At 59.9% G+C, this 24,719-nt stretch carries 20 protein-coding genes, 1 pseudogene and 1 riboswitch; of the genes and pseudogenes, 10 read left to right on the plus strand and 11 right to left on the minus strand.

Annotation, left to right across the window (positions count from 1 at the left end):
- Positions 1-245 precede the first annotated feature (245 nt).
- Positions 246-440, plus strand: a riboswitch (cobalamin riboswitch).
- Between the two features lie 144 nt (positions 441-584).
- Genes ACA063_RS18895 through ACA063_RS18905 form a run of 3 tightly spaced genes read left to right on the plus strand, consistent with a single transcriptional unit; the run spans position 585 to position 3,393 of the window.
- Positions 585-1,598, plus strand: a complete 1,014-nt coding sequence (locus ACA063_RS18895) for an ABC transporter substrate-binding protein (protein WP_497662911.1) — start codon at positions 585-587, stop codon at positions 1,596-1,598.
- Positions 1,595-2,611, plus strand: coding sequence for a FecCD family ABC transporter permease (locus ACA063_RS18900; RefSeq protein WP_497662912.1), 1,017 nt, complete (start codon positions 1,595-1,597; stop codon positions 2,609-2,611). Before ACA063_RS18895 ends, ACA063_RS18900 begins: the two co-directional genes overlap by 4 nt.
- Positions 2,608-3,393, plus strand: a complete 786-nt coding sequence (locus ACA063_RS18905; RefSeq protein WP_497662913.1) for an ABC transporter ATP-binding protein — start codon at positions 2,608-2,610, stop codon at positions 3,391-3,393. Before ACA063_RS18900 ends, ACA063_RS18905 begins: the two co-directional genes overlap by 4 nt.
- Positions 3,394-3,599: 206 nt before the next feature.
- Here ACA063_RS18905 and ACA063_RS18910 read toward each other — a convergent pair whose 3' ends face one another.
- Complete coding sequence (locus ACA063_RS18910; RefSeq protein ID WP_497662914.1) at positions 3,600-4,931, minus strand: aminotransferase-like domain-containing protein; 1,332 nt, start codon at positions 4,929-4,931, stop codon at positions 3,600-3,602.
- 80 nt (positions 4,932-5,011) lie between these two features.
- Here ACA063_RS18910 and ACA063_RS18915 point away from each other — a divergent pair, with 80 nt between their 5' ends.
- The 4 genes from ACA063_RS18915 (at position 5,012) to ACA063_RS18930 (ending at position 7,792) form a co-directional block, all read left to right on the plus strand.
- Entirely contained in the window at positions 5,012-5,908 is an 897-nt protein-coding gene (locus ACA063_RS18915) for a DMT family transporter (protein ID WP_497662915.1), read from the plus strand.
- A 73-nt stretch (positions 5,909-5,981) separates the two neighbouring features.
- Positions 5,982-6,890, plus strand: a complete 909-nt coding sequence (locus ACA063_RS18920; RefSeq protein ID WP_497662916.1) for an alpha/beta fold hydrolase — start codon at positions 5,982-5,984, stop codon at positions 6,888-6,890.
- Between the two features lie 27 nt (positions 6,891-6,917).
- Positions 6,918-7,448 carry a GNAT family N-acetyltransferase gene (locus ACA063_RS18925; RefSeq protein ID WP_497662917.1) on the plus strand — a complete coding sequence of 177 codons (531 nt, stop codon included), beginning with the start codon at positions 6,918-6,920 and terminating at the stop codon, positions 7,446-7,448.
- 26 nt (positions 7,449-7,474) lie between these two features.
- On the plus strand, positions 7,475-7,792 hold the full coding sequence (locus ACA063_RS18930; RefSeq protein ID WP_497662918.1) for an NIPSNAP family protein: 318 nt from the start codon (positions 7,475-7,477) through the stop codon (positions 7,790-7,792).
- 144 nt (positions 7,793-7,936) lie between these two features.
- Here ACA063_RS18930 and ACA063_RS18935 read toward each other — a convergent pair whose 3' ends face one another.
- Entirely contained in the window at positions 7,937-8,608 is a 672-nt protein-coding gene (locus ACA063_RS18935) for a DUF2268 domain-containing putative Zn-dependent protease (RefSeq protein WP_497662919.1), read from the minus strand.
- An 81-nt stretch (positions 8,609-8,689) separates the two neighbouring features.
- On the opposite strand from ACA063_RS18935, the gene ACA063_RS18940 reads away from it, so the two are divergent.
- Complete coding sequence (locus tag ACA063_RS18940) at positions 8,690-10,111, plus strand: M15 family metallopeptidase (protein ID WP_497662920.1); 1,422 nt, start codon at positions 8,690-8,692, stop codon at positions 10,109-10,111.
- A 3-nt stretch (positions 10,112-10,114) separates the two neighbouring features.
- Here the strand turns inward: ACA063_RS18940 and ACA063_RS18945 are convergent, their stop codons facing one another.
- From ACA063_RS18945 to ACA063_RS18955, 3 genes and pseudogenes are all read right to left on the minus strand, one after another.
- Positions 10,115-10,573, minus strand: coding sequence for a GNAT family N-acetyltransferase (locus tag ACA063_RS18945; protein ID WP_497662921.1), 459 nt, complete (start codon positions 10,571-10,573; stop codon positions 10,115-10,117).
- 294 nt (positions 10,574-10,867) lie between these two features.
- Entirely contained in the window at positions 10,868-11,311 is a 444-nt protein-coding gene (locus ACA063_RS18950; protein WP_497662922.1) for a hypothetical protein, read from the minus strand.
- A gap of 1,087 nt (positions 11,312-12,398) precedes the next feature.
- Positions 12,399-14,744 (minus strand): annotated as a pseudogene (locus ACA063_RS18955) (type VI secretion system Vgr family protein); the annotation flags it as partial.
- Positions 14,745-15,413: 669 nt separating this feature from the next.
- Between ACA063_RS18955 and ACA063_RS18960 the strand changes: the two are divergent.
- Together ACA063_RS18960 and ACA063_RS18965 are read left to right on the plus strand one after the other, a co-directional pair.
- Positions 15,414-15,761, plus strand: a complete 348-nt coding sequence (locus ACA063_RS18960; protein WP_497662923.1) for a DUF6124 family protein — start codon at positions 15,414-15,416, stop codon at positions 15,759-15,761.
- Positions 15,762-15,886: 125 nt separating this feature from the next.
- Positions 15,887-16,282, plus strand: coding sequence for a hypothetical protein (locus ACA063_RS18965; protein ID WP_497662924.1), 396 nt, complete (start codon positions 15,887-15,889; stop codon positions 16,280-16,282).
- A gap of 96 nt (positions 16,283-16,378) precedes the next feature.
- Here ACA063_RS18965 and ACA063_RS18970 read toward each other — a convergent pair whose 3' ends face one another.
- The 6 genes from ACA063_RS18970 to ACA063_RS18995 all read right to left on the minus strand — a co-directional run bounded on the left by ACA063_RS18970 (position 16,379) and on the right by ACA063_RS18995 (position 24,609).
- The gene (locus tag ACA063_RS18970) at positions 16,379-17,776 is read right to left on the minus strand and encodes a purine-cytosine permease family protein (protein ID WP_497662925.1); all 1,398 of its coding nucleotides are present in this window, start codon (positions 17,774-17,776) and stop codon (positions 16,379-16,381) included.
- Between the two features lie 50 nt (positions 17,777-17,826).
- Positions 17,827-18,567, minus strand: coding sequence for a TorF family putative porin (locus tag ACA063_RS18975; protein WP_497662926.1), 741 nt, complete (start codon positions 18,565-18,567; stop codon positions 17,827-17,829).
- A 111-nt stretch (positions 18,568-18,678) separates the two neighbouring features.
- Positions 18,679-20,421, minus strand: a complete 1,743-nt coding sequence (locus ACA063_RS18980) for an amidohydrolase (RefSeq protein WP_497662927.1) — start codon at positions 20,419-20,421, stop codon at positions 18,679-18,681.
- A gap of 22 nt (positions 20,422-20,443) precedes the next feature.
- Positions 20,444-22,312, minus strand: a complete 1,869-nt coding sequence (locus ACA063_RS18985; protein WP_497662928.1) for an amidohydrolase — start codon at positions 22,310-22,312, stop codon at positions 20,444-20,446.
- Positions 22,313-22,477: 165 nt separating this feature from the next.
- Positions 22,478-23,497, minus strand: coding sequence for a helix-turn-helix transcriptional regulator (locus tag ACA063_RS18990; protein ID WP_497662929.1), 1,020 nt, complete (start codon positions 23,495-23,497; stop codon positions 22,478-22,480).
- Positions 23,449-24,609, minus strand: a complete 1,161-nt coding sequence (locus ACA063_RS18995) for a sterol desaturase family protein (protein ID WP_497662930.1) — start codon at positions 24,607-24,609, stop codon at positions 23,449-23,451. Before ACA063_RS18995 ends, ACA063_RS18990 begins: the two co-directional genes overlap by 49 nt.
- Between the last annotated feature and the right edge of the window lie 110 nt (positions 24,610-24,719).

Genomic DNA, 24,719 nt, shown 5'->3' on the forward strand with positions numbered 1-24,719 from the left:
ACAATCCCACCGCCGATCAGGCCGCCATCGCCGGCAAGCCAGCTCCCACAGTTTGATCGGTGTACATATGGGAGAAACTTGTTGCCTGACAGGTCGTCATCGCGAGCAGGCTCACTCCTACAGTTAATCCGGGTGCATCTGGGGGATGTGGCTTGGTTGTCAGGACGCCATCGCGAGCAAGCTTTGCTCCTACAGTAGATCTGGGTGCATCGGGGTTAGACAGGTTCCCCTCGGACGGTCTGATCGACTACCATGCCGCCGCCGGTTTCCACATGGGATTAATAGGGAATCCGTGATGCTCACACAGCATCAAACGGAACTGCCCCCGCAACTGTAGATGCTGAGCCTGCTCCACGAACGCCACTGGGATCACCCCCGGGAAGGCCGGAACCAGGCGATGACGCATCAGTCAGGAGACCTGCCGGCCAAGCAAATCACTAACCGGCGGGGTGTCCGGGAAGGACATCCTTGTCGCGTGCGTCACTTCGGTGATCGGCCTTGCACTGCCCTTGCCGCAGCGTTCGATGATGTGTTTCCAGACCGTATACCTCTGCTCCGTGTACGGTTCAAATGGAGATCGCCTCATGCTGCTGCCCCGCTTCGCCACCCTCCTCTCGGGCCTGGGTCTTTGCGCCCTCGCCCAGGCGAACCCGACACAGTATCCCCTCACCGTCGAAAACTGCGGTAGCACGCTGACGTTCCAGCACGCGCCTGTCCGGGCCGTGACCATTGGCCAGGCCGGCACTGAAATGCTCTATGCCATGGGCTTGAGCGACAAGCTGGTCGGCACATCGTTGTGGTTCAACGATGTCCTGTCCACGTACAAGACCCAGAACGACAAGATCGAACGCCTGGCCGACAACGAGCCGAGTTTCGAAGCGGTGATCGGCAAACGTCCTGAACTGGTGGCGGTGGAGCTGGAATGGATGGTCGGTCCGCAAGGCGCAGTGGGCACTCGCGAGCAGTTTCATGAGCTGAATATTCCGACCTACCTGATGCCCTCCGATTGCGAAGCCAAAGACAACCTGGTCGGCGCCGATGGCACGCGGCTGGAGGCGTTTCGCATCGACAGCATTTACAAAAGCATCAGCCAATTGGCGCAGATCTTTGATGTTCAGGCCCGTGGCGAGCAGTTGAACGCCGAACTCAAGGCCAGCCTGGCGAAGTCGATGGCTACGGTGCAGAACAAGGACCTGAAGCACACCAGCGCGCTGTTCTGGTTCTCCAGCGCCAGCCTCGACATCGACCCGTACGTCGCCGGCCACAAGGGCATCCCGGATTTCATGCTCAACACCTTGGGCGTGCGCAACGTCGTTGAGTCCAACGAGGAATGGCCGACAGTGGGCTGGGAAACCATCGCCAAGGCCAACCCGACGTTCCTGGTGATTGCGCGCATGGACCGCCGGCGATTCCCTGCTGACGATCATGAAAAGAAACTGCAATTCCTGCGCAGTGACCCGGTGACGCGCAACATGGACGCGGTGAAAAACAACCGGATCATTATCCTCGACGCCATGGCGATGCAGGCCAGCGTCAGAATGTTCGACGGCCTTGAAACACTGGCGACCGCCATCAATGGCTACGACCTGCCGCAATGACCAGGACGCTGATTCGCACGCTGCTGGCGCTCGCGACACTGCTGCTGGCAGTGATCGCTGGCGTGGCCATTGGTGAAACGCCGATCGAGCCGAGCGTGGTGTTCCAGGTGTTGGCCAACAAGCTGTGGGCAGCCGGGCATGTGCTTGATCCCATCGACGAAGGCATCGTCTGGAACTACCGCCTGACCCGCGCCCTGGTGGCCGCTGCCTGTGGCGCCGGGCTGGCGACTTGCGGGGTGATCCTGCAGTCGTTGTTGCGCAATCCGTTGGCTGATCCTTACCTGCTCGGCATCTCCGCCGGCGCGTCCACAGGTGCCGTGCTGGTGGCGTTGCTGGGTGTGGGGGCTGGCGCGGTTTCGTTGTCCGCCGGGGCGTTCGCCGGCGCCGTCGCGGCCTTTGCCCTGGTGATTTTGCTGGCGCGTGTCAGCGGATCGTCCAGTGGCACCGGGCAGATCATTCTGGCGGGGATCGCCGGCTCGCAATTGTTCAATGCGCTCACGGCGTTTCTGATCACCAAGTCGGCCAGTTCCGAACAGGCGCGCGGCATCATGTTCTGGCTGCTGGGCAATCTGAGTGGCGTGCGCTGGCCATCGGTGTGGTTGTCGGTGCCCGTGGCGTTGCTCGGTCTCGGGGTGTGCCTGTGGCACCGGCGAGCGCTGGACGCCTTCACGTTTGGTGTCGACTCCGCCGCGTCGCTCGGCATTGCGGTACGTCGGGTGCAGTTTTTGCTGGTGGGGTGCGCGGCGCTGGTGACGGCGGTGATGGTGTCGATTGTCGGCTCCATCGGGTTCGTCGGGCTGGTGATTCCCCATGCCGTGCGCCTGCTGCTGGGGACTCGACATGCGCGCTTGCTGCCCTACAGCGCGCTCGGGGGTGCGCTGTTCCTGATTGCCGCCGACGTGTTGTCGAGGACGTTGATCAAGGGCCAGGTCATCCCGGTCGGGGTGATTACCGCGCTGGTGGGTGCGCCGGTGTTCGCACTGATCCTGGTCGGTTGGAGGAATGCGCGATGAGTGCCTGTGAGTCTGTATTGAGCTGTACGGGGCTGGGCTTCGATGTCCGTGATGCGCAGCTGCTGCACGACATCCACCTGGACATTCGGCGCGGGGAAACCCTGGGTGTCGTCGGGCCGAACGGCTCGGGCAAATCCACCTTGCTCAAGCTGCTCGCGGGTGTGCGGGTGCCCACTCGGGGCGAGGTCCGGCTGGGTGAACAGCGCCTCAAGGACTTGTCGCGCCGCACGGTCGCGCAGATGCTTGCTGTAGTTGAACAGCAGGCGGATACCGATGATTCGATCAGTGTGCTCGATGCCGTTTCACTGGGAAGAACCCCCTGGCTGTCGGCGTTGCGTCCGTGGTCGCGCCAGGACGACGAGATCGTCCAGCAAGCGCTGCATGATGTCGATGTCACGCACTTGAAAACCCGTACCTGGCGCAGCCTGTCGGGGGGTGAGCGGCAGCGCGTGCACATCGCCCGCGCCCTGGCCCAGCGCCCGCAAATACTGTTGCTGGACGAACCCGCCAATCACCTGGACATCCAGCACCAGCTGGCGATTTTGCAGGTGGTGCACGCCCTGCCTGTGACGACAGTGATCGCCCTTCACGATCTCAATCAGGCACTCGGCTGTGATCGCCTGGCGGTGCTGGAGCGAGGCCGGCTGGTGGCGTTGGGTAATCCGCTTGAAGTGCTGACCCCGCAACGCCTGCAAGACACGTTTGGGGTGCAGGCGCACTATCTGATTGATCCTTATGACGGTGCGCGGATTTTGCGGTTTCGCAGTGCTCCGGTTGCCTGACACTGCTGCTTTGCAAATACCTGCATAAACCTGCAAAACCTGTAGCAGCTGCCGAGCCTGCGAGGCTGCGTCCGGCTGCGCAGCAGTCGCAATCCGGCAGATAGGGTTTACCTGAAAAAATGCGGACCCAGAATTTACGACTGCTGCGCAGCCGGACGCAGCCTCGCAGGCTCGGCAGCTGCTACAGGGAGATGTGATGGGGCTAATCAGGAATACGCCTCCACCATCCATTTCACCCTCGCCAATGCAGCCTTGAGCGTATCGATATCCACCGACCCGAGCGCCAGGCGAATCGCATGGGGTACGTGCACCGAGGTGGCGAAGGGTTCGGCGGTTGAAACGGCGATATTTTCTTCCATCAACGCCTTGGTGATCTGGTCCGCCCTGGCGTCCTCCGACAGCGGCAGCCACAGGAAATACGACGACGGATGGGTCACACAACGCAAGCCGTCCAGCGCTTGTGCTGCGACGATCTGCCTGGCCTGGGCATCCCGGCGCTTCTCCGCTTCCAGCTGCATGACGGTGCCGTCGTCGAGCCAGGCGCAGGCAATGGCCGTCATCACACCCGGTGTGTTCCAGGTGGTCGACCGGATCGTTCGTTCGATGGCGGCGACTTTTTCGATCGGCGCGGCAACGAAACCCACGCGCAATCCGGTGGCGATGCTCTTGGATAAACCGGAGACGTAAACGGTTCGCTCCGGCGCCAGTACCGCCACGGGCAGCGGTGGGTTTTCGGCCAGAAAAGCGTAGGCAGCGTCCTCGATAATCAATAGGTCATGCTTGCGCGCGAGGGCTACCAACTGTTCGCGTTGTTCCGCGTTCATTACCCAGCCCAAGGGGTTGTGCATCGTCGGCATGGTGTACACCGCCCGCACGCGCCGACTGCGGCAGAGTTTTTCCAGCGCATCGAGACTGGGGCCACCTTCAGCGGCGGGAATCGGCGCGATTTCAAGGTGCAGCGCTTCAGCCAGCACTTTGAAACCGGAATAGGTCAAGGCGTCCGCGGCAATCACGTCACCGGGTTTGAGAAAAGCCATCATCGTTACCGCCAACCCGTGCTGGGCGCCGCTGACCATCAGCACCTGTTCGGCCCCGACCGTCAGCCCCCGAGCGCCCAAATGCCGCGCCACCGACACTCGCTCGTGCAAGCGCCCCGCGTGCGGCTGATAACGCAACAGCGCTTCCAGATCGCCGCCCGCTGCCAGTTGGCGCAGGCCACTGCGCAACAAATCACCCTGGCCCGGTAGCGAGGGATAATTGAAGTTGAGGTCGATCATCCCTGCGGCCACGTCTTGCTGATCGATGCCAAGGTTGGGGGGCAGCGAGGTCTCCCTGACAAACGTGCCCCGGCCCGTTTCCCCACTGACCAGACCCATGGCTTCCAGTTCGCCATAGACGCGGCTGGCCGTTACCAGTGCCAGCCCTTCCCGGCTCGCCAGTTCACGGTGGGTGGGCAGCCGTGTGCCCGGCAGTAATCGGCCGGCGCGGATATCGGCAGCGAAGGCATCGACCAGTGATTTGTAGCGGGATCGGGGCATCGGGATGTATCCATGACAATTTTTTGATTGTCTTTATTCTCGTCCCTAGGATGGCGTTCTGCAAATGTGAGAGTGACGAAATGGAACGCGCATCGAACCTGCAAAACCTTCCCCTGGAAAAGACCGCGAGCGGCTGGCTCAACGGGTTTATCGGCGTGCTGATCTTCAGCGGTTCGCTGCCTGCCACGCGGGTCGCCGTCCTGGAATTTGACCCGGTCTTCCTGACAGTCGCCCGCGCCAGCATCGCCGCAGTCCTGGCGTTGTGCCTGTTGCTGGTGTTCAAGGAGCAGCGCCCTGCCCGGTCTCAACTGTTGTCCTTGGCCATCGTCGCGCTAGGCGTCGTTTTAGGTTTTCCGTTGCTGACGGCGCTGGCGTTGCAGTACGTAACGTCGGCGCACTCAATTGTCTTTGTCGGCCTGCTGCCGTTGGCCACGGCGATGTTCGGCGTGTTGCGCGGTGGCGAGCGTCCGCGTCGAGTGTTCTGGCTGTTTTCGATTCTGGGCAGCCTGCTGGTGGTCGGCTTTGCGCTGTCCCAAGGCCTCACCGCGTCGCCGATCGGCGACCTGTTGATGCTGCTGGCGATCCTCGCCTGCGGGCTGGGTTATGCCGAAGGGGCGAAGTTGTCCAGAACGCTCGGCGGCTGGCAAGTGATCTGCTGGGCGTTGGTGCTGTCGCTGCCGGTGATGGCACCACTGGCCTGGTGGCTGGCGCCGCCCTCCTTCTCGGGAGTGACCACGCCCGCGTGGTTCAGCCTGGCGTACGTGTCGCTCTTCAGCATGTTGATCGGCTTCGTGTTCTGGTATCGCGGGCTGGCACAGGGCGGCATCGCAGCGGTCGGCCAACTGCAACTCCTGCAACCGTTTTTTGGCCTGGCGCTGGCGGCAACGCTGCTGCATGAGGCTGTCAGCCTGGGCATGCTGGGCGTGACCGTTGCGGTGATTGCGTGTGTCGCGGGGGCGAAAAGGTTTTCGACGTAAATGCTTATGGCAGCCTCACGACTCTCGCGTCCGGTCTAAGCTCATGGCTCCCGCCCCTGACGGAGTTACCGCCATGTTCCGTGTCCTGCTGAGCGTTTTTACACTGCTGGTTTTGAGCCTCCCGGTAAAGGCCGCGGTACCGGCGTTTCCAGCGACCTTTCGAACCCAGGACATCGCGGTCGACGGCGTGAAAATGCATGTGCGCGTCGGCGGCAAGGGACCGGCCGTGGTGCTCCTGCATGGCTTCGGAGACACCGGTGACATGTGGGCGCCATTGGCGGCAGACCTGGCCAAGGATCACACCGTCGTAGTGCCGGACCTGCGGGGCATGGGGTTGTCGTCGATCCCTGACGGCGGCTACGACAAAAAGACCCAGGCTGCCGATATCCGTGGAGTGTTGGCGGCGTTGGGGATTGAACATTCAATCGTCATCGGCCACGACATCGGCACCATGGTCGCCTTCGCGTATGCCTCGCGTTATCCAGAGCGTACGGATCGCCTGGTGGTCATGGATGCGCCCGTGCCAGGCATTCCGCCCTGGAACGACATTGTCCGCTCGCCGATGCTGTGGCATTTCGATTTCGGTGGACCGGACGCCGAGCGGCTGGTGGCCGGACGTGAACGCGTTTACCTGGACCGGTTCTGGAATGAATTTGCCGGCGACCCGAGCAAGATCGACGAAGAAACCCGCCAACATTACGCCAAACTCTACGCCCGCCCCGGCGCCATGCACGCAGCCTTTGCCCAGTTCCGCAGCATTCGCCAGGATGCCGTGGACAACGAAGCGTCCATGGCGAAACGCCTGAGCATGCCGGTACTGGCCATCGGCGGTGAGAAATCCTTCGGCAACAACGAAGCGATCGTGATGCGCAATGCCGCTGACACCGTCACGGAAGTGGTGATACCGGACGCAGGTCACTGGTTAATGGAAGAAGCGCCGGTGAAGACCATTGCAGCGATTCGTGAATTTATTGCACCCTGATCACTCATCTTCATGGACGATTCACGCATGCTACGCACCACCGCTCGACTGATATTACGCCCCCCAAATGCTGAAGACCTGGAATCCCTGTTCGTGATCCACAGCGATCCGGCGACTAACCGGTTCAACCCCGCAGGCCCGATGTCGGACAGGAATCAGGCCGCCGCCGTGCTTGATGAATGGATGCGTCACTGGTCCGAAAAGGGCTACGGACAGTGGGCGATTGCGACCCGTGAAACAGCGGATGAAGTTATCGGGTTCGGCGGCATTGCCATGCGTAAATACCTCGACGCTGAACGACTGAACCTGGGCTACCGCTTCGGCGTGAATGCATGGGGCAAAGGTTACGCCACGGAATTGTCCCGCGCCGGGCTGGATTTTGGTTTTGATGAACTGCAGGCCAAAGACATTTTCGCGCTTGTCAGGCCGGCCCATTTGGCTTCTATTCGTGTGCTGGAAAAAATCGGCATGCAACGCATCGATACACTGGACGATGTACCGGGGCAACGGCCTAGCCTGGTGTACAGAGCCAGCCGAGGCGGCAATGAAAGCCTGTAAGGGCACATAACCCAAGAGGAAAAAACGTGGTCACTTGCTATCTGAGGTATGTGCTTGATCCCTACCAGATCAAGGCGTTCGAACACTACGCAAACTTGTGGATTCCGCTGGTGGAGAAATTCGGCGGCCAGCATCACGGCTACTTCCTGCCGTCCGAGGGCGCGAACAACATCGCCATGGCGATGTTCACCTTTCCCAGCCTTTCGGATTACGAGCGCTACCGGCAGGACTCCATGAAGGATGCGGCGTGCATTGCAGCCTTCAAGTACGCCGAAGAGACAAAGTGCATCCTGAGTTATGAACGCAGCTTTTTCCGGCCGGTGTTTGGGGATCAGCAGCAGTAGGTGATGATGCGGTGGTTTGTTCTGGCCTCATCGCGAGCAGGCTCACTCCCACAGGGATTATGGGTGGCAGGGGATTTTGTGCTGTGCCTGGATCTTGTGGGAGCGTGGCTTGCCCGCGATGGCGGCAAGCCTGCTGCTGAAAACTCAGGTTTCCAGTGATCCCCGCCGCGCCTTAATGGCTGAATCGATGATGGTGCGCGCGGGGACATTGATCCAGGTGGCGACATCGATGTCGCCTGTCGATGCCAGCCATTGTTCGACCATCTGATAACCCAAGGTGTAGCCCAGCCATTTCGGGTGAGCACCGAAACCAAAGAACCATTCACTGTGGTTGTAATGCGTTGACTCGAGGGTCTGCGGGTCTATCGGTGTTTGCAGGAGTTCGGCCGGTGTGACGGCTCTTTCCCAGGGTTCCGGTTCGCTGCCGAGCAGATGACCGACAAACTGGCCCGCCAGTCCTTCGCTGACCAGGGCTTCACCCAGCGTCCAGCCGTAGCCGGGGCCTGCCATGCGCAGGCAATGATGAACCTCATGGATAATTTGTCGGTGCAGCGTGCCGTTGCGCAGGCTTGCGAGGAAGTTCGGGTTGTCGGGATCGAGGGTCATAGAAAACAGGGTACTGCGAACGGCCCGCCCGACAAGGCCCATTTCAGGGATGGTTTCGCCGGGCAGCGTCTGGATCAGAATATCCAGCCGTGGTGGCGGCATCAGCCGGGAGATGGATTGGTAAGCGGCGGCGAATTCGCCAATCACCTGGGCTCGAAAGTCGTCAAGGTTTCCCGAGGCTTCCAGCCAGTGCAGTGTCCATGCGTCCATTGATATCTCCTTGAATTCGTTGCAAAGGCTAAGCTCACTGAGCCAAGCGGCCCATCATATCCACCGGAAGACACCCTGACCATGCGCCCCAACACGTCACTTTTTTCCTCGCTTCTGCTGCTGGGCCTCGCCCTCGCGACCATGGCCGGTGCCGAGACCCGGCCCGATCACATGGTCTATCTGCGCACGATCGATCCAGGCATCGAGCAGGATGTCCGCTACGCCAGCGCTCACAACTTCACCGGTCATGCGCTTGACGGATATGACGCCGCCGAGTGCCTGCTGACGGTGGACACGGCCAAGGCGCTCGCCCGGGTGCAAACGGCATTGCGCGCCGAGGGCTATGGCTTGAAGATTTTCGATTGCTATCGCCCGAGCCGCGCCGTGGCGGATATGGGCCGGTTCGCTACCGAACCGGGGGATCCGCGCAAGGCCGAGTTTTACCCCCGTGTGGACAAGCAGGATTTCTGGCGCCTGGGCTATGTGGCGCGGGTATCGGGGCATTCCAAAGGCTCAACCGTGGACTTGACCCTGACCGGACCGCACGCGCTGCCTGCCGACAAATGGACGACCGCAGCCGCACCGGTCGACTGCACGGCGCCTTACGAGCAGCGCTGGCATGACGGCGGGGTCGATATGGGCACCGGTTTCGATTGCTTCGACGAGCGCGCGCACCCTGACAATCCGACGATCAACGCAACGGCGAAGGCCAATCGGCAGCGCTTGACCAGTGCGATGGAAAAAGAAGGTTTCAGCGGATACTCGAAAGAGTGGTGGCATTTCACCTACGCGGGCGAGGCAGCCAAAAAAGAGGTCATGGATTTCCCCATCACGCCTCTGGCCACCCGCGATGTGGTCGACGCCAGTCAGCAGTTGATCGTGGTCACGTCGAAAAATTGGGACGACATACAGGGCAGCGCTCAGCGTTATGAGCGCGACGGCAGCACCTTCAGAAAGTCCGGCGAGGCCTTTGCGGTGGTGCTCGGCAAAACCGGAATGGCCTGGGGCAAGGGACTCTTTGAACCTGGCGAAGGTCCGGTCAAACGCGAAGGCGACGGGAAAGCGCCTGCCGGGGTCTTCAAGCTCGGAACGGCATTCGGCTTTGATCCGGTTGCGCAGACAAAACTGCCCTACCTCGCCCTCAAGCCGACCACCGAATGCGTGGATGACAGCCAATCCAGTCGCTACAACGAACTGGTCGATGGCGCGGTGATTTCGAAGGACTGGAGCAGTTCCGAACACATGCGCAATGAGGATGTGTTGTACCGCAAAGGCATCGTCATCGATCACAACACCCCGGCGACGCGCGGCTCAGGATCCTGCATTTTCTTGCACATCTGGCGCGGCCCCACCGCCCCGACGGCGGGCTGCACTGCTATGGATCAGGCCGATATCTCCCGGTTGTTCAACTGGCTGGACCCTCGCGAAACGCCGCTACTGGTGCAAATGCCCGAAGCGCAATACGCGCAGTTCCGTGAACCCTGGGGCCTGCCGCTGCGTTGAACCTCAGCCCTGCTTCAAGTCGAGACAGTAGGTGTAGTAACCCGTGTCACGCACATAGCCCAACGACTCGTACAACCGCTGCGCGCTGAGGTTGTCGGTCGCGGTTTCCAGCGTCATACCTTTACCGCCCGACAACACGACCCAGGTTCGCGCCGTATTCATCAGCAACGTCCCCACCCCGCGTCCTCTCGCGTTGGGCGTTGTGAACAGGTCCCCGAGCAGCCAGGTGCGGTGTGCGTCGATAGAAGAAAACGTCGGGAACAACTGCACAAATCCCAGCGCCTCGCCCGCCTCGTCCTGAACGAAGAAAATCATGGACTCATCCCGGGCGATGCGCTCGGCGATGAAGTCGCGAGATTGGGGCAGGTTTGAAGGTTGGCCGTAGAAACCGCGGTAGGCGTCGAATAGAGGGGCGATGAGGTCGATGTGACTGGCGTCGGCGCGCTGGATTTGGAGCGGCATGTTGATCGTCTCCGTACGGGGGGACTGGGTGGTGGGTGGAATGGGAATGATAGATCAAAAGATTGCGGCCTCGGCATGGCTTTATAGGCACCTGCCAGCATCCTTTAAAGCTCATGCAAACTGTGATAACAACAACCATAATCAAGCGAAGCGCAGTTTGTGTTCAAAGAGAACTGAATATTCAAAAACTAATGAAATGTTTAAAAATCAGACATCCGAATGCAGGCGCCGCCACAACTGAGCAGCCGTTAATCCGACGCGCTGATTTCCACGCGCCCATTTCGATCTTCCGAATTACTCCGGGCCGCCACTGTTACTGCGAACATTGCAGACTGGAACGGCCTCTTCGCCACCGGACAGCGGTATATATTTCAGATACTCAAAACCACCACCTGCTTTACTGTTAACGCAAAACACGACCCGGTAAGTATCAGTTGACTTATACGCACCACTCAGCCGGAACACATACGTTTGATTGACTTCAAGCCGTAGGGGGTATTCTTTTGACCCGGGCAATTCTGACGCATACCCATTCGGAACAACACCAAATACGAAACATTCACCCGGCTTCAACATCAAAGGTTCTTCACCTGGTTTAAGGGATACTCCCCAGAAGCCGGTGTTTTTTGTATAGCTTTGCGATAGTGATACCCACCCGACCGAAAATGACTTTTCCGCATCACCTGGTATGCATATCGACGGCTTGCCATCCACAGACTCAATATCGGCGTATTCCATGCGACCCAACGATGTTGCATGCGCAGATAGCCAACCTGCACTGCACAACCAAACGACTATCAATATTTTAAACTTCATATAATTAGTGCTACCCAGGAAGATTCGATGTATCAGCCGGATTCGTCAGTAGGCGTTCAACCGTTACCGCAAGCAAATCAGCACTTTTATTAGAGTTGGCTGGATCCCACACACTGTGAGGCTTTCCTTCTATACATATCATGTAGTAGTCAGAAATAATTTCACCTTGCTGTTCCATATTGTAGTCGGAGAGCACTCCGCTTTCTTTCAATGTGTACTTATATACATCAGCCCCGCGACTGGTCAAAGACAAACCGGCCGATTTAACCGGATAGCCTAGCTGGTACTGCCATACATGGGTCATTTCATGCATGAACAACGCCTTATCTCTATTATCTTCAGTGTTGGAAAAATCCTCTCTGTAATACTTGGTGCTCTCCGGAAAGTACATCTCACCATTAGGCGTCACGGCGGTATTCTGAAATCCAAAGAACAACCACCATCCGCCGTGATGCACCTTGACTTTGGTGTAATCAATGGCATCCCTGAAGACAGTACCCGCCATGGCGATTTCACCTGGCGTCAGAGGACGCTTCTTGCCTTTGGGCAGGGGGACATGGTGTGTTGAACTGCCCACGTCAGTGTCATGGGTGGAGATGTTGCTGGCCGTCAGGTCAATCTCCATTGGGGCCTGGGCATTTTGTGCGGCACAACAAAAAGGCGCGACCTCCTCTGGCGGGTGGAGCGTCAAGTGCGTAATCCGGGCAGGCTGCGGAGTAACCAAGCGTTGCGTGTAACCCTGCGAATCCGTCACGCCATCCATCACGCTACCGTCTGACAACGTGATCGAGTACTTCAGATTACTCGGCACCTCACCATTCGGACCCAGCAAGCGAAGTTGTTCGTCATAAGTTGGAAACGCTATGTTCAAAGCACCCGGCAACAACGTGTGCACACTCATGGTGTGGCCGTCCTTGTCGGTCACTGCGCTGAATACCTCTCCCTGCTCGGTGGTGATCTTGTAACGGTTAAACGGCGTTGGTGCCTGAGCCTCGTCCTTCAAGCGATAACCAGCGGCATACCCTTTCGGCAACGGTGTCACGGGTGTCTCCAGACTGGCAGCACCCATTTTTTGCACATGCGCAGCCTTGAGGTAGATGTTGCCGGGCGCCACCAGCTCGATCTCGCCACCCTTCAAGCGAATGTAAGCGCCGCCACAGCTGAGCAGCAGCTCATCCGGCGCACTGATTTCAACGCGTCCCTCGACGCTTTCGATCTTGATAGCGGACTTTGCCAAAGCGTGGAGGTGGCTGCCTTGAGCATGCAACTCGACCTTGCCTTGGGCGGCTTTTAGCTGCATATCAGCCTTGTGTGCGAACAAGCTCACACCACCGTCCGCGGTGGCTGTGAAGTTGTGACCGGCGCTGATGTCGGTGTTGTGGGCGGCCACGATGGCGACGCTTTCAGTGCCCGAGGACAGGCACACGGCTTCCGGGCTGACCAGGCCAATGCCCGCCGGGGCATGCAGCAAGACGCCCGGTTGCGCCAATCCGTTCAGCGCTTGCAACAGGCGCCGCTGGCTGTCGGTGTCGTTCGGTGTGGTTTGTGCACTACGGGCGGCATCAGCTAGGGAGCGCGCCAGCGATAACGCACTTTCCAGTTGTTCAATGGCCGCCGTCATGTCGAGCTGCTCACCCTTTGCCTTGGGCTGTCCATCAGCACTGATAAAGATCCCTTTACCCGCGCGGAGACTCCCCCAATCATCGGTTCTTAACTCAAACCCCTCCCCGCGTTTCTGCTTTTTGGCATCCACCAGATGCCCCAGATTCAGCTGACTTTTCCCGCCATATTCCGTACTGAGCTTGACGTGCTCCTGACCGCGTCGGTCTTCCATTCGCAATTTGTTGTTGGCGGGTGTGCGCAGCACGTTGCGGCTGTGGTCGCGTTTGGCCAGGGTGACGTGGTCCGGGTGCTGGCTGTCGTGCAGGGCGTGGGCGATGTAGGGGCGGTCGGGGTCGCCCTGTTCGAAGGCCACCGCCACTTCGGTGCCGGCGAGCAGTGGCAGGTGCAGGCCGTGGGTGTCGCCGGCGTAGGGTCGGGCGAGGCGTAGCCACATGCTTTCCAGGTCGGGGTTCCAGGTGTCGCGGTCAAACAGGAAGTTGACCCGGTAGCGGCCTTCTAGGTCGATTTCGGCGTAAGGATCGTTGGCCTGGGGGTTGGTGATGCGGGCGGGGATGGTGCCGGCGATTTGTGGTTTGGCCGGCAGCGGTGGACGAAAGCACACAGTTTGCGAGTAGGGGATGGCCTGGAAGTGCGCTTCGAAGCTGCGGTCACGGGCGGCCTGAGTGATGAGTTGGGTGATGACGCTGCCGGGCTCGAAGGCCTGGGGCGCGCCGCCGGAGATTTTCAGCACCTGGCCGGGTGCCAGGGTGGCGCCGCTGCTGGTGCCGCTGAGCAGGGTCTGGGCATTGAGGTAGCGTTCGTGGCGCAGGCGGGCGTAGAAGTAGCCGCTTTCGCTTTGCAGGTCTTCGTCCTGGTCGTAGCGGTCGCCGAGCACGGTGTAGGGTTCGGCGTAATGGTAAGCCTCGCCGTAGGTGGTCGGGGCGCCGCGGGTCTGGTCGATGTCGCCGTCCAGATGGGCGCGGGCGTCACGGTGGTGGTAGGCGCGGATGTTGACGTGTTGTTCGACCACGGCGTGGCTCGATTGCAGCTGCCAGACGCCGTCTTGCTGGTGGCTGTTGAGGCCGGAGGGCGGGCGGTACGGCAGCTCGACGTCGAACTGGTAGGCGCGTTGGTCGTCGTGGAATTCGACGACGTCGATGTGCAGGCGATCGTTGCTGGTGAAGCGGTACCAGATGCCGACTTCAGCCAGCAGGCGGTCGATGAAGGCCAGGTCGCTTTCGCCGAACTGCATGACCTGTTCGCGCTTGGGGTAGTCGCGGTGCAGGTGGAAAAGGAAGTCCTGGCCTTCGAAGTCGTGACGACTGCGCAGGATGTGCTCGACGATTTCCGGCACGGATTGGTGTTGGTAGATGCGGAACTGTTGGCCCCTGACCAGCCGTGCGAGGCGCGGTTGCAGGGTGATTTCGTAGCGGGCTTCGTCGTTGGAACCGGACAGGCGTTTGAAGCCGGTGATCACCCCGCGCAGGGTGCGCAGGGGGTTGATCTCGGGCTTGGGCAGGCCGCGAATGAACAGCGGTTGCACGGCGGCGAAGAGGCTGAACTGGGCGTGCTTGTTGAGCAGCTGCTCGGCGCCGATGTCGAGTTCAGTGGAGGTGAATTCGATGAGGTAAGTAAAGGGTTGGCTGAGGCGTTCTTCACCGTGGAAGGCCAGGACGTCGAGGGGCAGGTCGACGCGGCGGACCTCAAGTTTGTGGCGGCTGTGGTCAAAGAAAGCGGGGAGTTGGGTGAGCATGTTCAGGCCTTCCTGGTCTGTGATGAGGCGTCAGGAAGGGAGTCCTTCCACCCTGTTCCGAGGGGAAGAAAGCATTCAAAAAATGGGTGCATTTTTATATAGGATGTTTCCGCGTGACGCGTAGGACGGGTCCGGGTTTCGGGGCGCTGTGGCTGTAGGAAAAATCGTGTTCTGGCGGGACTATTTGGCGGGTTGGGCTTATTACTGTGGGGCTGTTAGGGCCCCATCGCGAGCAGGCTCGCTCCCACAGTTGACCGAGTTTTTAGGAGATTTTCTGTCTGGCTGGGAAATGGTATTGGACATGCTGAACCGCTTTCTAGATGGCCCTGTTTAATCGCAGTCAGCTTCACTTCTTGAAAGCTACATCACCTTGCGTGGATGCCTACAGGTACGCCAGAATCCGCCGGCTTGTGCGCCTTGGGTGCGGGCTCTATCGTGGGTCGGTCGCTGAAAAAAAGGCGATCGGGTTTGGTAGCCCGGTACCTGGTGCATAGCGCGATCTAGATCGGAGGCTTTTTTTGATCCTCTGTATTTATGGTGGCCATGCGCAGGGCGTCCTCGGACGCGCCGGGTTTTCCAGGTGTACCGGTCTACCAACCTACGTATGGCCGCCACCCTCGTTTGGTAGCGAGGTTGATGGCTCCACATTCCAAACCTGGAGTTTCATCCATGCCCAAGGTAACGCCCAATCCGCCGGACACCGATCCCGCAGCATCCAGTGAAAAGCCCGATTCAAATAATCCTCAAAACAAAGCCAATCGCGCGCCCTCAATCGCCGACATCAAAGCCACCCCGCACAAACTCTGCACCTTCTTCACCGTCAACCCCGACCTCGATAACGAAACCCTGCTGGCCTACGCCTGCGAGTCGCTGGCATCCGCCAATGTGATGGCTACCGATCTGGTGGATCATCTGGAAGGAACGTCGCGTAATGCGTTGTTGGGCATTGCGCAGGTGATCATGCTGGGCGAGCTGGTGGTGAATCGGGTGCTGGATCGAATCGAGGCGTCCGAGTAGCGGTCGATTAGAAGATCAAAAGATCGCAGCCTCGTTTCACTCGACAGCTCCTACAAGGGAATGTCGAGTGAAACGAGGCAGCGATCTTTTGATATTGTCTAAACCCCTCAAGAAACGGAGTTCAAATGAAAACTGACTGGCAACAAATCCGAGACATGATGAACACCGTCATCGACAGCTGTGAGCAGCTCGAAGCGGCAGGTTTCAGTGAGGAACATCGCAAAGCGACCGTGCACATCAACGGCGTCGATTACTCTGTTCAGGAGTTTCTGATCAGCGCCTGGACATTGCCGGAGAATATCCGCTACCAGATCATTCGCGAGCGACACGACGCCGGGAATGATCTGCCCTACGTGCCAGAGGCGGCGCGGATTCTGGTCGCCATGGCGCAGGCGTGTGCGGAGCTTGTGGGGGCTCAGAACAGTGCTCCGGCCAAGACAGCCATTGAAGGGATGCAGCATTGGTACAAGGCGTATGCGGTGCCTCATATGATTGCGGCGATTGAGGGGGCCGGGAAGTAAGGGCGGGCGGCTGCGATCATCAAGATCAAGATCAAGATCAAGATCAAAAGATCGCAGCCTCGTTTCACTCGACAGCTCCTACACAGCTCGCAGCGCCTACACAGCTTCTAGCACCATCACCGTTTTCCTGGCCAGTACGTAGTAGACAATCCCCGGCACCACCAGCCCCACGATCCACGAAATATCGACGCCGCCCAATTGCGCGACCATCGGGCCGGAATAGAAGTGCGTGTCGACAAAAGGCAGCTGCACCAACACGCCGATGACGTACACGCTAATCCCCGTCCTGTTCCAGCGACCATAACGACCGTCCGGGTTGGACAGTGCCGGGATGTCGTAGCGTTCCTTGTTGATGAAGTAGTAATCCACCAGGTTGATCGCGCTCCAGGGGGTGAAGAACGTCAGCAGGAACAGAATGAAGTACTTGAAGCTATTCAGGAACGAATACTGGCCCAGCAATGCCAGGGTTGTGGAGGCTGCGACAATCACCAGCACAAACAGCATGCGCTGCTTGGCGGAGATCTCCAGGCGGCCCTTGAACCCGCTGATGATGGTTGCCACGCACATGAAGCTGCCATAGGCGTTGAGGGTGGAGACGGTGACTTTGCCGAACACGATGCTCAGGTACAGCAGCGAGGCCATCAGGCCGGTGCTGCCCAGGCCGACGATGGTTGCCACTTCATGCCCACGGAAATTCGCACCCGCCAGCGCCGCCGCGAACACGCCCAATACCATTGACGCCTGGGCGCCCAGCACGGTCCCCAGCCCCACGGCGGCGAAGGTTTTCCAGGAGGACGTCTTGCTGGGCAGATAGCGCGAATAGTCGGCGACGTAGGGGCCGAAGGCGATCTGCCACGAGGCGGAAAGCGACACCGCGAGCAGGAACGTGCTCCAGCCGAAGTGACGGTTTTCCAGCAGCAGGCCGATATCGTTGAGTGTCAGCAATCGGGTAAACAGGTAGACGAAGGCGATGATGCCCAGCACGCTGGCGACTTTGCCGACCAGGTGAATCACTCGATACCCGAACATCGTCAACAGCGCGATGGCGGCGGCGAACAGCAGGATGCCGGTGCTGTCGCTGACCTGGATCAACTGGGCAATCGCCTGCCCGGACAACACCGCTCCCGTGGCGCTGAACCCCAGGTACATCAGGCACACCAGCACGATCGGGATGGCCGCGCCGTAGACCCCGAACTGCACGCGACTGGAGATCATCTGCGGCAAGCCAAGCTTGGGCCCCTGCGCCGCGTGCAGGGCGACGACGGCACCGCCCAGAACCTGGCCGATCAACAGGCCGATGAGTGACCAGAACACATCGCCGCCCAGCACCACGGCCAATGCGCCGGTGACGATCGCGGTGATTTGCAGGTTGGCGCCTAGCCAGAGGGTGAATTGACTGTAGAGGCTGCCATGACGCTCGGCCTCGGGAATGTAATCGATCGAACGGGTCTCGATCAGGGGGTTGCGTTGCGGACTGTCGCTGACCTTGGTCATTGCTGTGTGCTCTTCTGAGGAAGACGGATGTGGGGCGCGCAAGCTCATGCTTAGAACGTCTTGCTGACGCTGGCGACGACCGTGGCGTTGCACAGATCGCCGTAGCCGTACCAGCTCGTGCATTCGCTTTTGGACAGGTCGGTATCGACGTAACTGAGGCCCCAGGTCACGCCGACGAAATCCCGGCTGACCTTGGCTTCCCACTCGTAGTAGGCGTTGCGGTTGTCGCCGCTGCCCGACCAGTAGGCCGGGTCTTTGACATCGCTGCGACCGACGCGCAGGTCGAGGCCAACCTCGGCTGGCAACGCGATTTTGTAGGCGAGGTAGGTGTAGAGCGTGTCCTGGTCTTCGCCGAAAACATTGGGGGTATCGTTGGAATAGTGGACGCCGAGCTTCACGCCATAGACATCAAGAATCCCGTAAACCTCACTGAAGTTGAACTGCCCTTCCTTGGGAAAGCTGTACTTGAGATAGCCCAGATCCAGGCTGATGGCGTCGGTCGCCTGCCAGTAGTAACCGGCGTAGTACTCGAGCTCCTGGCGGGTTTTGAATTCGCCGCCGAAATCGACGTTCGAGGTCCAGGTGCCGACGTACAGGCCGCTGCTGTGCACCAGCGTGGCGCTCGCCTGGATCGCGGGGTCGCCGAGGGTTTGCGAGACTCCGCGGGAGCGATAGTCGCTGACGGCGGCCAGGCTCATGTCCAGGCTGAAGTCGTCGTTCAGGGCCATGGCGTGGGAGGTCAAGGGTGCCAACAGCAAGCTGGCGAGGGTGCAGAGTGAGCGCGCGTTCATACAAATCTCTTATTTTTATGGAGGTACAGGAATGTCGGGCATGCCGCTGCCGAACCCCTCGCAGAACGAGGAGCCGGGCAGTTTTTTGGGGTGTTGCGGGTGAAGGAGCGATCAGGACGCGGGAGCGTAGACCTCTTTGCCGGCGAAGAAAGTTTTCAGCACTTGCGTGTCGAACAGCTCATCGTCGCTGACCTTGAACACGTCGCGGTCGAGGATGATCAGGTCCGCCTGTTTGCCCGGCAGCAGAGAGCCGATTTGCTTCTCCAGTCGCAAGGCTTTGGCCGCATTGAGGGTGTAGGCGTAGAACATGGTCTGGCGATCAATGCTTTCCTTGGCATTCAGCACGCCCAGCGGTCCTTTGCGGGTGCTGGCCTGAGCGATGGCGTTCCACGGATTGGGGCTGGACACCGGCCAGTCGCTGGCGCCGGCGATGACAGCACCGGCGTTATGCAGTGATCGGGCGGGATACTGATAGCCATAGGCAAACGCGCTGATGTACGGCTTGACGAGCTCCACGGTGTAGCTCTCGCCAGTGGCCCACAGCAGCTGCATGGAGGCGATCACGCCCAGTTGCTTGAAGCGTGGAAACTCTTTGGGGTTGACCAGTTGCAAGTGGCTGATGCTGTGCGCCATCGGCGTCGGGTTCAGCTTGCGGGCGTATTCGAAACCATTGAGTGATTCACGCACCGCGCGGTCCCCGACAGCATGCATGTGCACGATCCAGTCACGCTTTTCCGCCGCCACGACCAGCTCGCCGAAGTGCGCGGGATCAATCAGCAGTTGACCGTCCTTATGACTGTTTTTGAATGGCACGATCACCGCCGCCGTCTGCCCGGGAAACTCCAGCACGCCGTCAGCGAAGACCTTGAGACCGGGGAACGTCAGGTTGGGCACGCCCTCGAATTTCTTCATGACCTTGGCCAGCACTTCCAGGTCAGCCGGTGTGCTTTTCGGATTGGTCAGCAGCAGCGCGGCCACGTGGGCGCTGAGTTCGCCCTTCTGCGCCAGTTCGCGGTACAGCGGCAGGACGCCGTAGCTCTGTTCGGTGGCCTGGAAATCGAACAATGAATCACCGCTGCCGGCATTCGCTGCAGCGTCCATCCAGGCGGTGACGCCGTATTGATTATTGACCCTGACGGCTTCGCGGGCCGCCTTAAGCATGACCTCGTCACTCGGTGCCGGAATCTGGCTGCGTACCAGGTCCCAGCGCGACTCGGCAAAGTAACCCGTGGGCGTGAAATCCTTCTCGTGCCCGACGTAGCTGCGCTCTTTTTCCGACAGGCCCTTGACCAGTGCGGCGTCTATTTTCAGGCGCTTGAGCATGGCGTTGTTGGCCCAGCCGGTGTGCCCGTCAATACCGCTGAGCACCAAGGGCTGATCGGCCCAGCGGCCCTGATTGAAGCGCTGGCCGAGCTCACGGCTTTTCTCCCAGTAGGCCGAACTTACGCCCGCGATGCTGACCACATCACCGGCCCGAGCACGCCCCGCCTGCTCCTGTTCGATGATCCATTGTTCAAGTTCCGGCAGTGGCTTGACCTCGTCCAGCAGCGTCGCGCCCATACTGTCGAATGCGGCGACGATCGGGTGGCTGTGACTGTCGATCATGCCGGGCATCAACACTTTGCCCGCCAGATCGATTCGCTGGGTGCGCTCATCCGCCAGGGCGTTGATTTGGGCGTCAGTGCCCACTTGGAGAATCTTGCCGTCTTGTACGGCGACGGCCTGAACCAGCGCCTGACCCGGTTCGGCGGTGAATACTTTGCCGTTGAACAGGACCAGGTCTGCGGCGGCCATCGCTTGCACGGACGACAACGCGAGGGCTGCGGCCAACAGGTTTGGAATGAATCGTTGCATGGGAACGCTCTCTTATAGGTTTTTATTGAGCCGTCGAAATGACTGACGCCTGTGACAACGCTTTCGGATCAAGGCTCGCGAACGGCGCCTTGGCCCACACGACCTTGCCGCCGACAACGGTCAACAGCACCTCGTTACGGCCCAACGCTTCCTCGGGCACCTGCATGAAGTTCTTGTCCAGGACGATCAGGTCGGCGAACTTGCCCACTTCGAGCGAGCCAACAACGGTGTCCAGTTTCAGTTGCTCGGCGGCGTTCATCGTGATGGTCCGCAGCACCTCGGTGCGGGACAGCGCCGGGTCGGCATTCAGCTTGCCGGCATAGTTGGGCCCATAGCTGTGAGGGTTCTGAGGGTCGCCAGCGCGGGTAACGCCAATCTTCAGTGCAAGGAATTCGTCGAGCGGATCGACCGGCCAGTCGCTGCCATAGGCCACGCGACCGCCAGCATCGGCAATGCTGCCCGAAGGCTCCATGCGGGCAAACCGCGCCGGGCCCAGATGGTCGCTGGTGCCGTCAATGGTGGACGGTGCCTGCTGGGCCCACTGGAAGGACATGGTGGCCGTCACGTCCAGCGCCTTGAAGCGCGAATAGTCCGCGGGATCAACCGATTCGGCGTGGGCGATGGCCGGACGAAAACCGTTGCCCGGCAGTTGCTGGCGCACGTATTCAATGCTGTTGAGTGAATCACGCACGGCGCGTTCGCCGGTGGCGTGAAGATGCGGATCAAGGCCGGCCTGGACGGCTTTGAGCATCAGCGGATTGAGTACTTGCGGCGGGAAGTACAGCTCGCCGAGGTTTTTGCCGGGCGCCCACTTCGGCGCCTTTTCGGTGCCGGTGTTGTGCAGGTACGGCGTCAACATCGCGCCCGTGTCAGCCGGTGCGTTGATGATCCCGTCCATGAACAGCTTGACGTGGCGCATGCTCACGCCTGGTGCTGGCTTGGCGTCTCCCTGGTCGTAAATGTCGGCCAACGCCTTCGCCTCGGCAATGGTTTTCGCCGGGTCCGCCGCCGCCGTGGACGGGTCCAGCTTGATCGCCAGCAGCGCTCGCGCAGTGAGTTCGCCCGACTGTTGCAACTGAGTGAAAGCCTTGCCGCTTTCGGGACCCGACAAGGCATCGAAGAAACTGGTGATCCCTTGCTGGCGCATGGCGTCGAGCGCGGCGCGTGTCTGCTTCAACTTCTCGGCGTCAGTGGCGGGTGGCACCACGAGCGCCATGGATTCGGCGGCACCGTCCTCGCAGATACCGGTCGGATTGCCCGCACTGTCACGGGCATACTTGCCGTCACCAGGATCGGCTGTGCGCTTATCGACGCCGGCAACCGCCAGGCCGCGGGAGTTGACCAGCACGGTATGGAAATCACTGGAGCGGACCTGAATCGGACGTTGAGTCTTGAGCGCGTCCAGGGTCGACTTGTCGGGGTCGCCATCGAGTCCGTGCATGCCCATTCGGTCCCAGCTGCCGACTTCCAGCCACACATCGGGTCCTTTGTCCTTCTCGGCGTCCAGGCATGCCTGAATGGTTTGCTGAAAGACCTTGCGGGTCATCGTCTGGTACTTCAGATCGCACAGGGTCATGGCGCGACCGCCGTCGCCCGGATGCATATGCGCATCGACGAATCCCGGCATCACCATGCGTCCAGCCAGGTCGATCAACCGGGTGTGTGGGCCGATAAATGATGAAACGCCGGCATCGCTGCCGACGTAGACGATCTTGCCGCCCGATACCGCGATCGCCTGCTGCACCGAATTCTGACCGTCGACGGTGTAGACATAACCATTGCGCATGACCGTGTCTGCGGCGCTCGAACCTTGTGTCTGACACCCCACCAACGCCACACAGGAAAATGCCGTTGCCGCCGTCACTGCGATACACAGCCTGGAGAATTTCACCTGCCTCACCTCTGTTTTTATAGTTTTGGAAGCGCCCGAACAGACTGCCGTGCAAGCCCCTGATATGCAGGGCATACCCTATAGGGTGCGGCAGTCGAATGGACCTCTACAAATGAGGAGGGTGAGGTTAATAAACCGCAATGCAGGGCATGTTACTAACCGGGTCTATTCGGATTTGACCAGCGGGTTTGCGGCGGGCGAGCGCAGCGCCGAGCCCAGTTCAACCTTGCTCTTCACACCAAGCTGCACATAGCAGTTGCGCAAATACGTGCGAACGGTCGCCGGGCTCAATACAAGGATTTTGGCGATTTCCTTGTAGGAATGGCCAGCCGCGAACAGCATCGCCGCGGTGCGTTCACGGGGTGCAAGCACGACGCCACGTGACAGTGTTTCGAGGGACAGAATCACATGATCGCCGTTGGGTGTGAGCGTCAGCGCACAGCGGCCCAGGCGTATCACGCAAGGCGCTTTCGCCAGCTGTGCAATCACCTCGAGGGGCAGCGTTGAACCGCTCCACCGAGGCAGTTCGTGCTGGATCGCCGCACACAACGATGCGCCGATGTACAGCAAGCTGCCGTCCAGGCGGGCCACCCCGAAATCGCTGGCGCCATTCACCGTGTCGAAGCGAATCATGTCCTGCACCTGGAACCGCCACAGTTGCAGCAAGTGATCGCAGAATGCCGAGAACAAACCGGCCTCGCCTTCATCGAACGCGAGCTCATGCTGGCCCCGATACAGGCAGACGAAGAACATCAATCCACTCTCGGGCAACTCGAAGGTGATGCACATGGCGTGGAACAGATCGTGACGCCGCGCGAACGCACTGACACCCTCGTCGATATCGTCGTATCCGCTTTCGCGCACGACCACGCCAGGTTGGCTCAAGGTGTCGTGAGAAAAACTGTCCGCATCCGCGCCCTTGTGCCACTCGACGGCGAAGGATTCGGGCAGGTCGATTCGTCCGTGCATCCAGCTCTTGGGAGGGATATTGCCCCCCGAAGCGGACATCTCGCCCCACCAGGCTGATGCGAAGGGCACCAGCGAGCGAAAGGCTTGCAGGCCCTCGTCGATGAATCGGGAAGAGCCGTTGTCCCGAGCGAGCCGGCCCAATTGCAATACACAGAGATTGAACGCCTTTAGCGTTGCCATCGATACCTGCGCATCGACCTGATTGCCCTCCGCCATTGCTTCTGATCCTGTGCACTACACGTCGTATTATTTTGACGATGACATAGGCGTAGCAAGTGCGTCCAGCCCAAGGTAGCCAAGGGCAGCGATTCGGTACGTCTGGCGTCAACGAGGGGCTTGGCCGAACGAACCTTGCTGGCGATCTCCGAAAAAGGCGTGACGATCAGGCTGTAGATCGACCCATACCGGTCTCGGTCTTGATCGCCGATGCCAAACCGCAGCGCTTCGGGCTTCGACGTGGTCACGTACAGCGTGCCGAACATCCAGTCCCACAGGGACAGGTTGATGCCGAAGTTCTTGTTGAAATGTCGCGGTGCATCGCTGTAATGGATCTGGTGCTGGGCCGGGCTGTTCAGCACATGTTCGACCAGCGGCCCGAACGAGCACCACACGTGGCTGTGACGCAGGTTCGCCGCCAGACCGTTGAGGATGAACACCATGTAGGTCACGCCGAACAACGTGTAGCGGCTGACTTCCCCGCCACAGGCGTACCAGAAGACGCCGGCATAGAGGCTGATGACGATTGTGGAAGAGAGCTTTTCCACGACCTTTTCCACGAAATGCACCCGGCTGGCGGTCGCGGGTACGAGGACACGCGCCGAATGATGGACTTTGTGGAAAGCCCAGAGCCATCGGGTGTGAAAGGCGCGATGGGACCAGTAGTTGATGAAATCCTTCAGCAGGAATACGCCCATGCCGTAGAGCAATGAGAGTGCGAGGTGATCCTGCACGTGCACGCGGGCGCCCCAGAGGTTTGTGAAGAACGCGATGTAGTCGCCGGAGCGCAGGATGAGTGGGTCTACCAGGCCGACAATGGGCAGCACCAGCGCGACTTTGAGGATGGCGCGCACGAAGTAGTAACGGTAATCCAGCAACGCGGATTGGTGAAAATGCACCCGGTGCCCGCCGATGAATTGCCAGAAAGATTGCGCCAGGGTCAAACCGCAATGCTTTCTGTATCGGTACAGGCAATAGGCAATGGCGTAGGAGATGGACAGGAACAGCACACCTAACCGGCCGTTCATATCAAAGAGGCTAAGGAACTGGTGGCTGACAGGCTTGATCACCCACGAGACCAGGTAGTCAAAGAGCGCTGTGAATGCATCCACGACGAGTTCGCCTCCTTCAAGGGAAGGGCGTGGGGTTCGATGAAGCAGGCGATAAGTGTAGCCCCGCCTCTACCGCTTGCACCCTCCTTCGCTCTTCACTTGATCAATAA

It is taken from the genome of Pseudomonas sp. LBUM1643 (assembly GCF_059716215.1).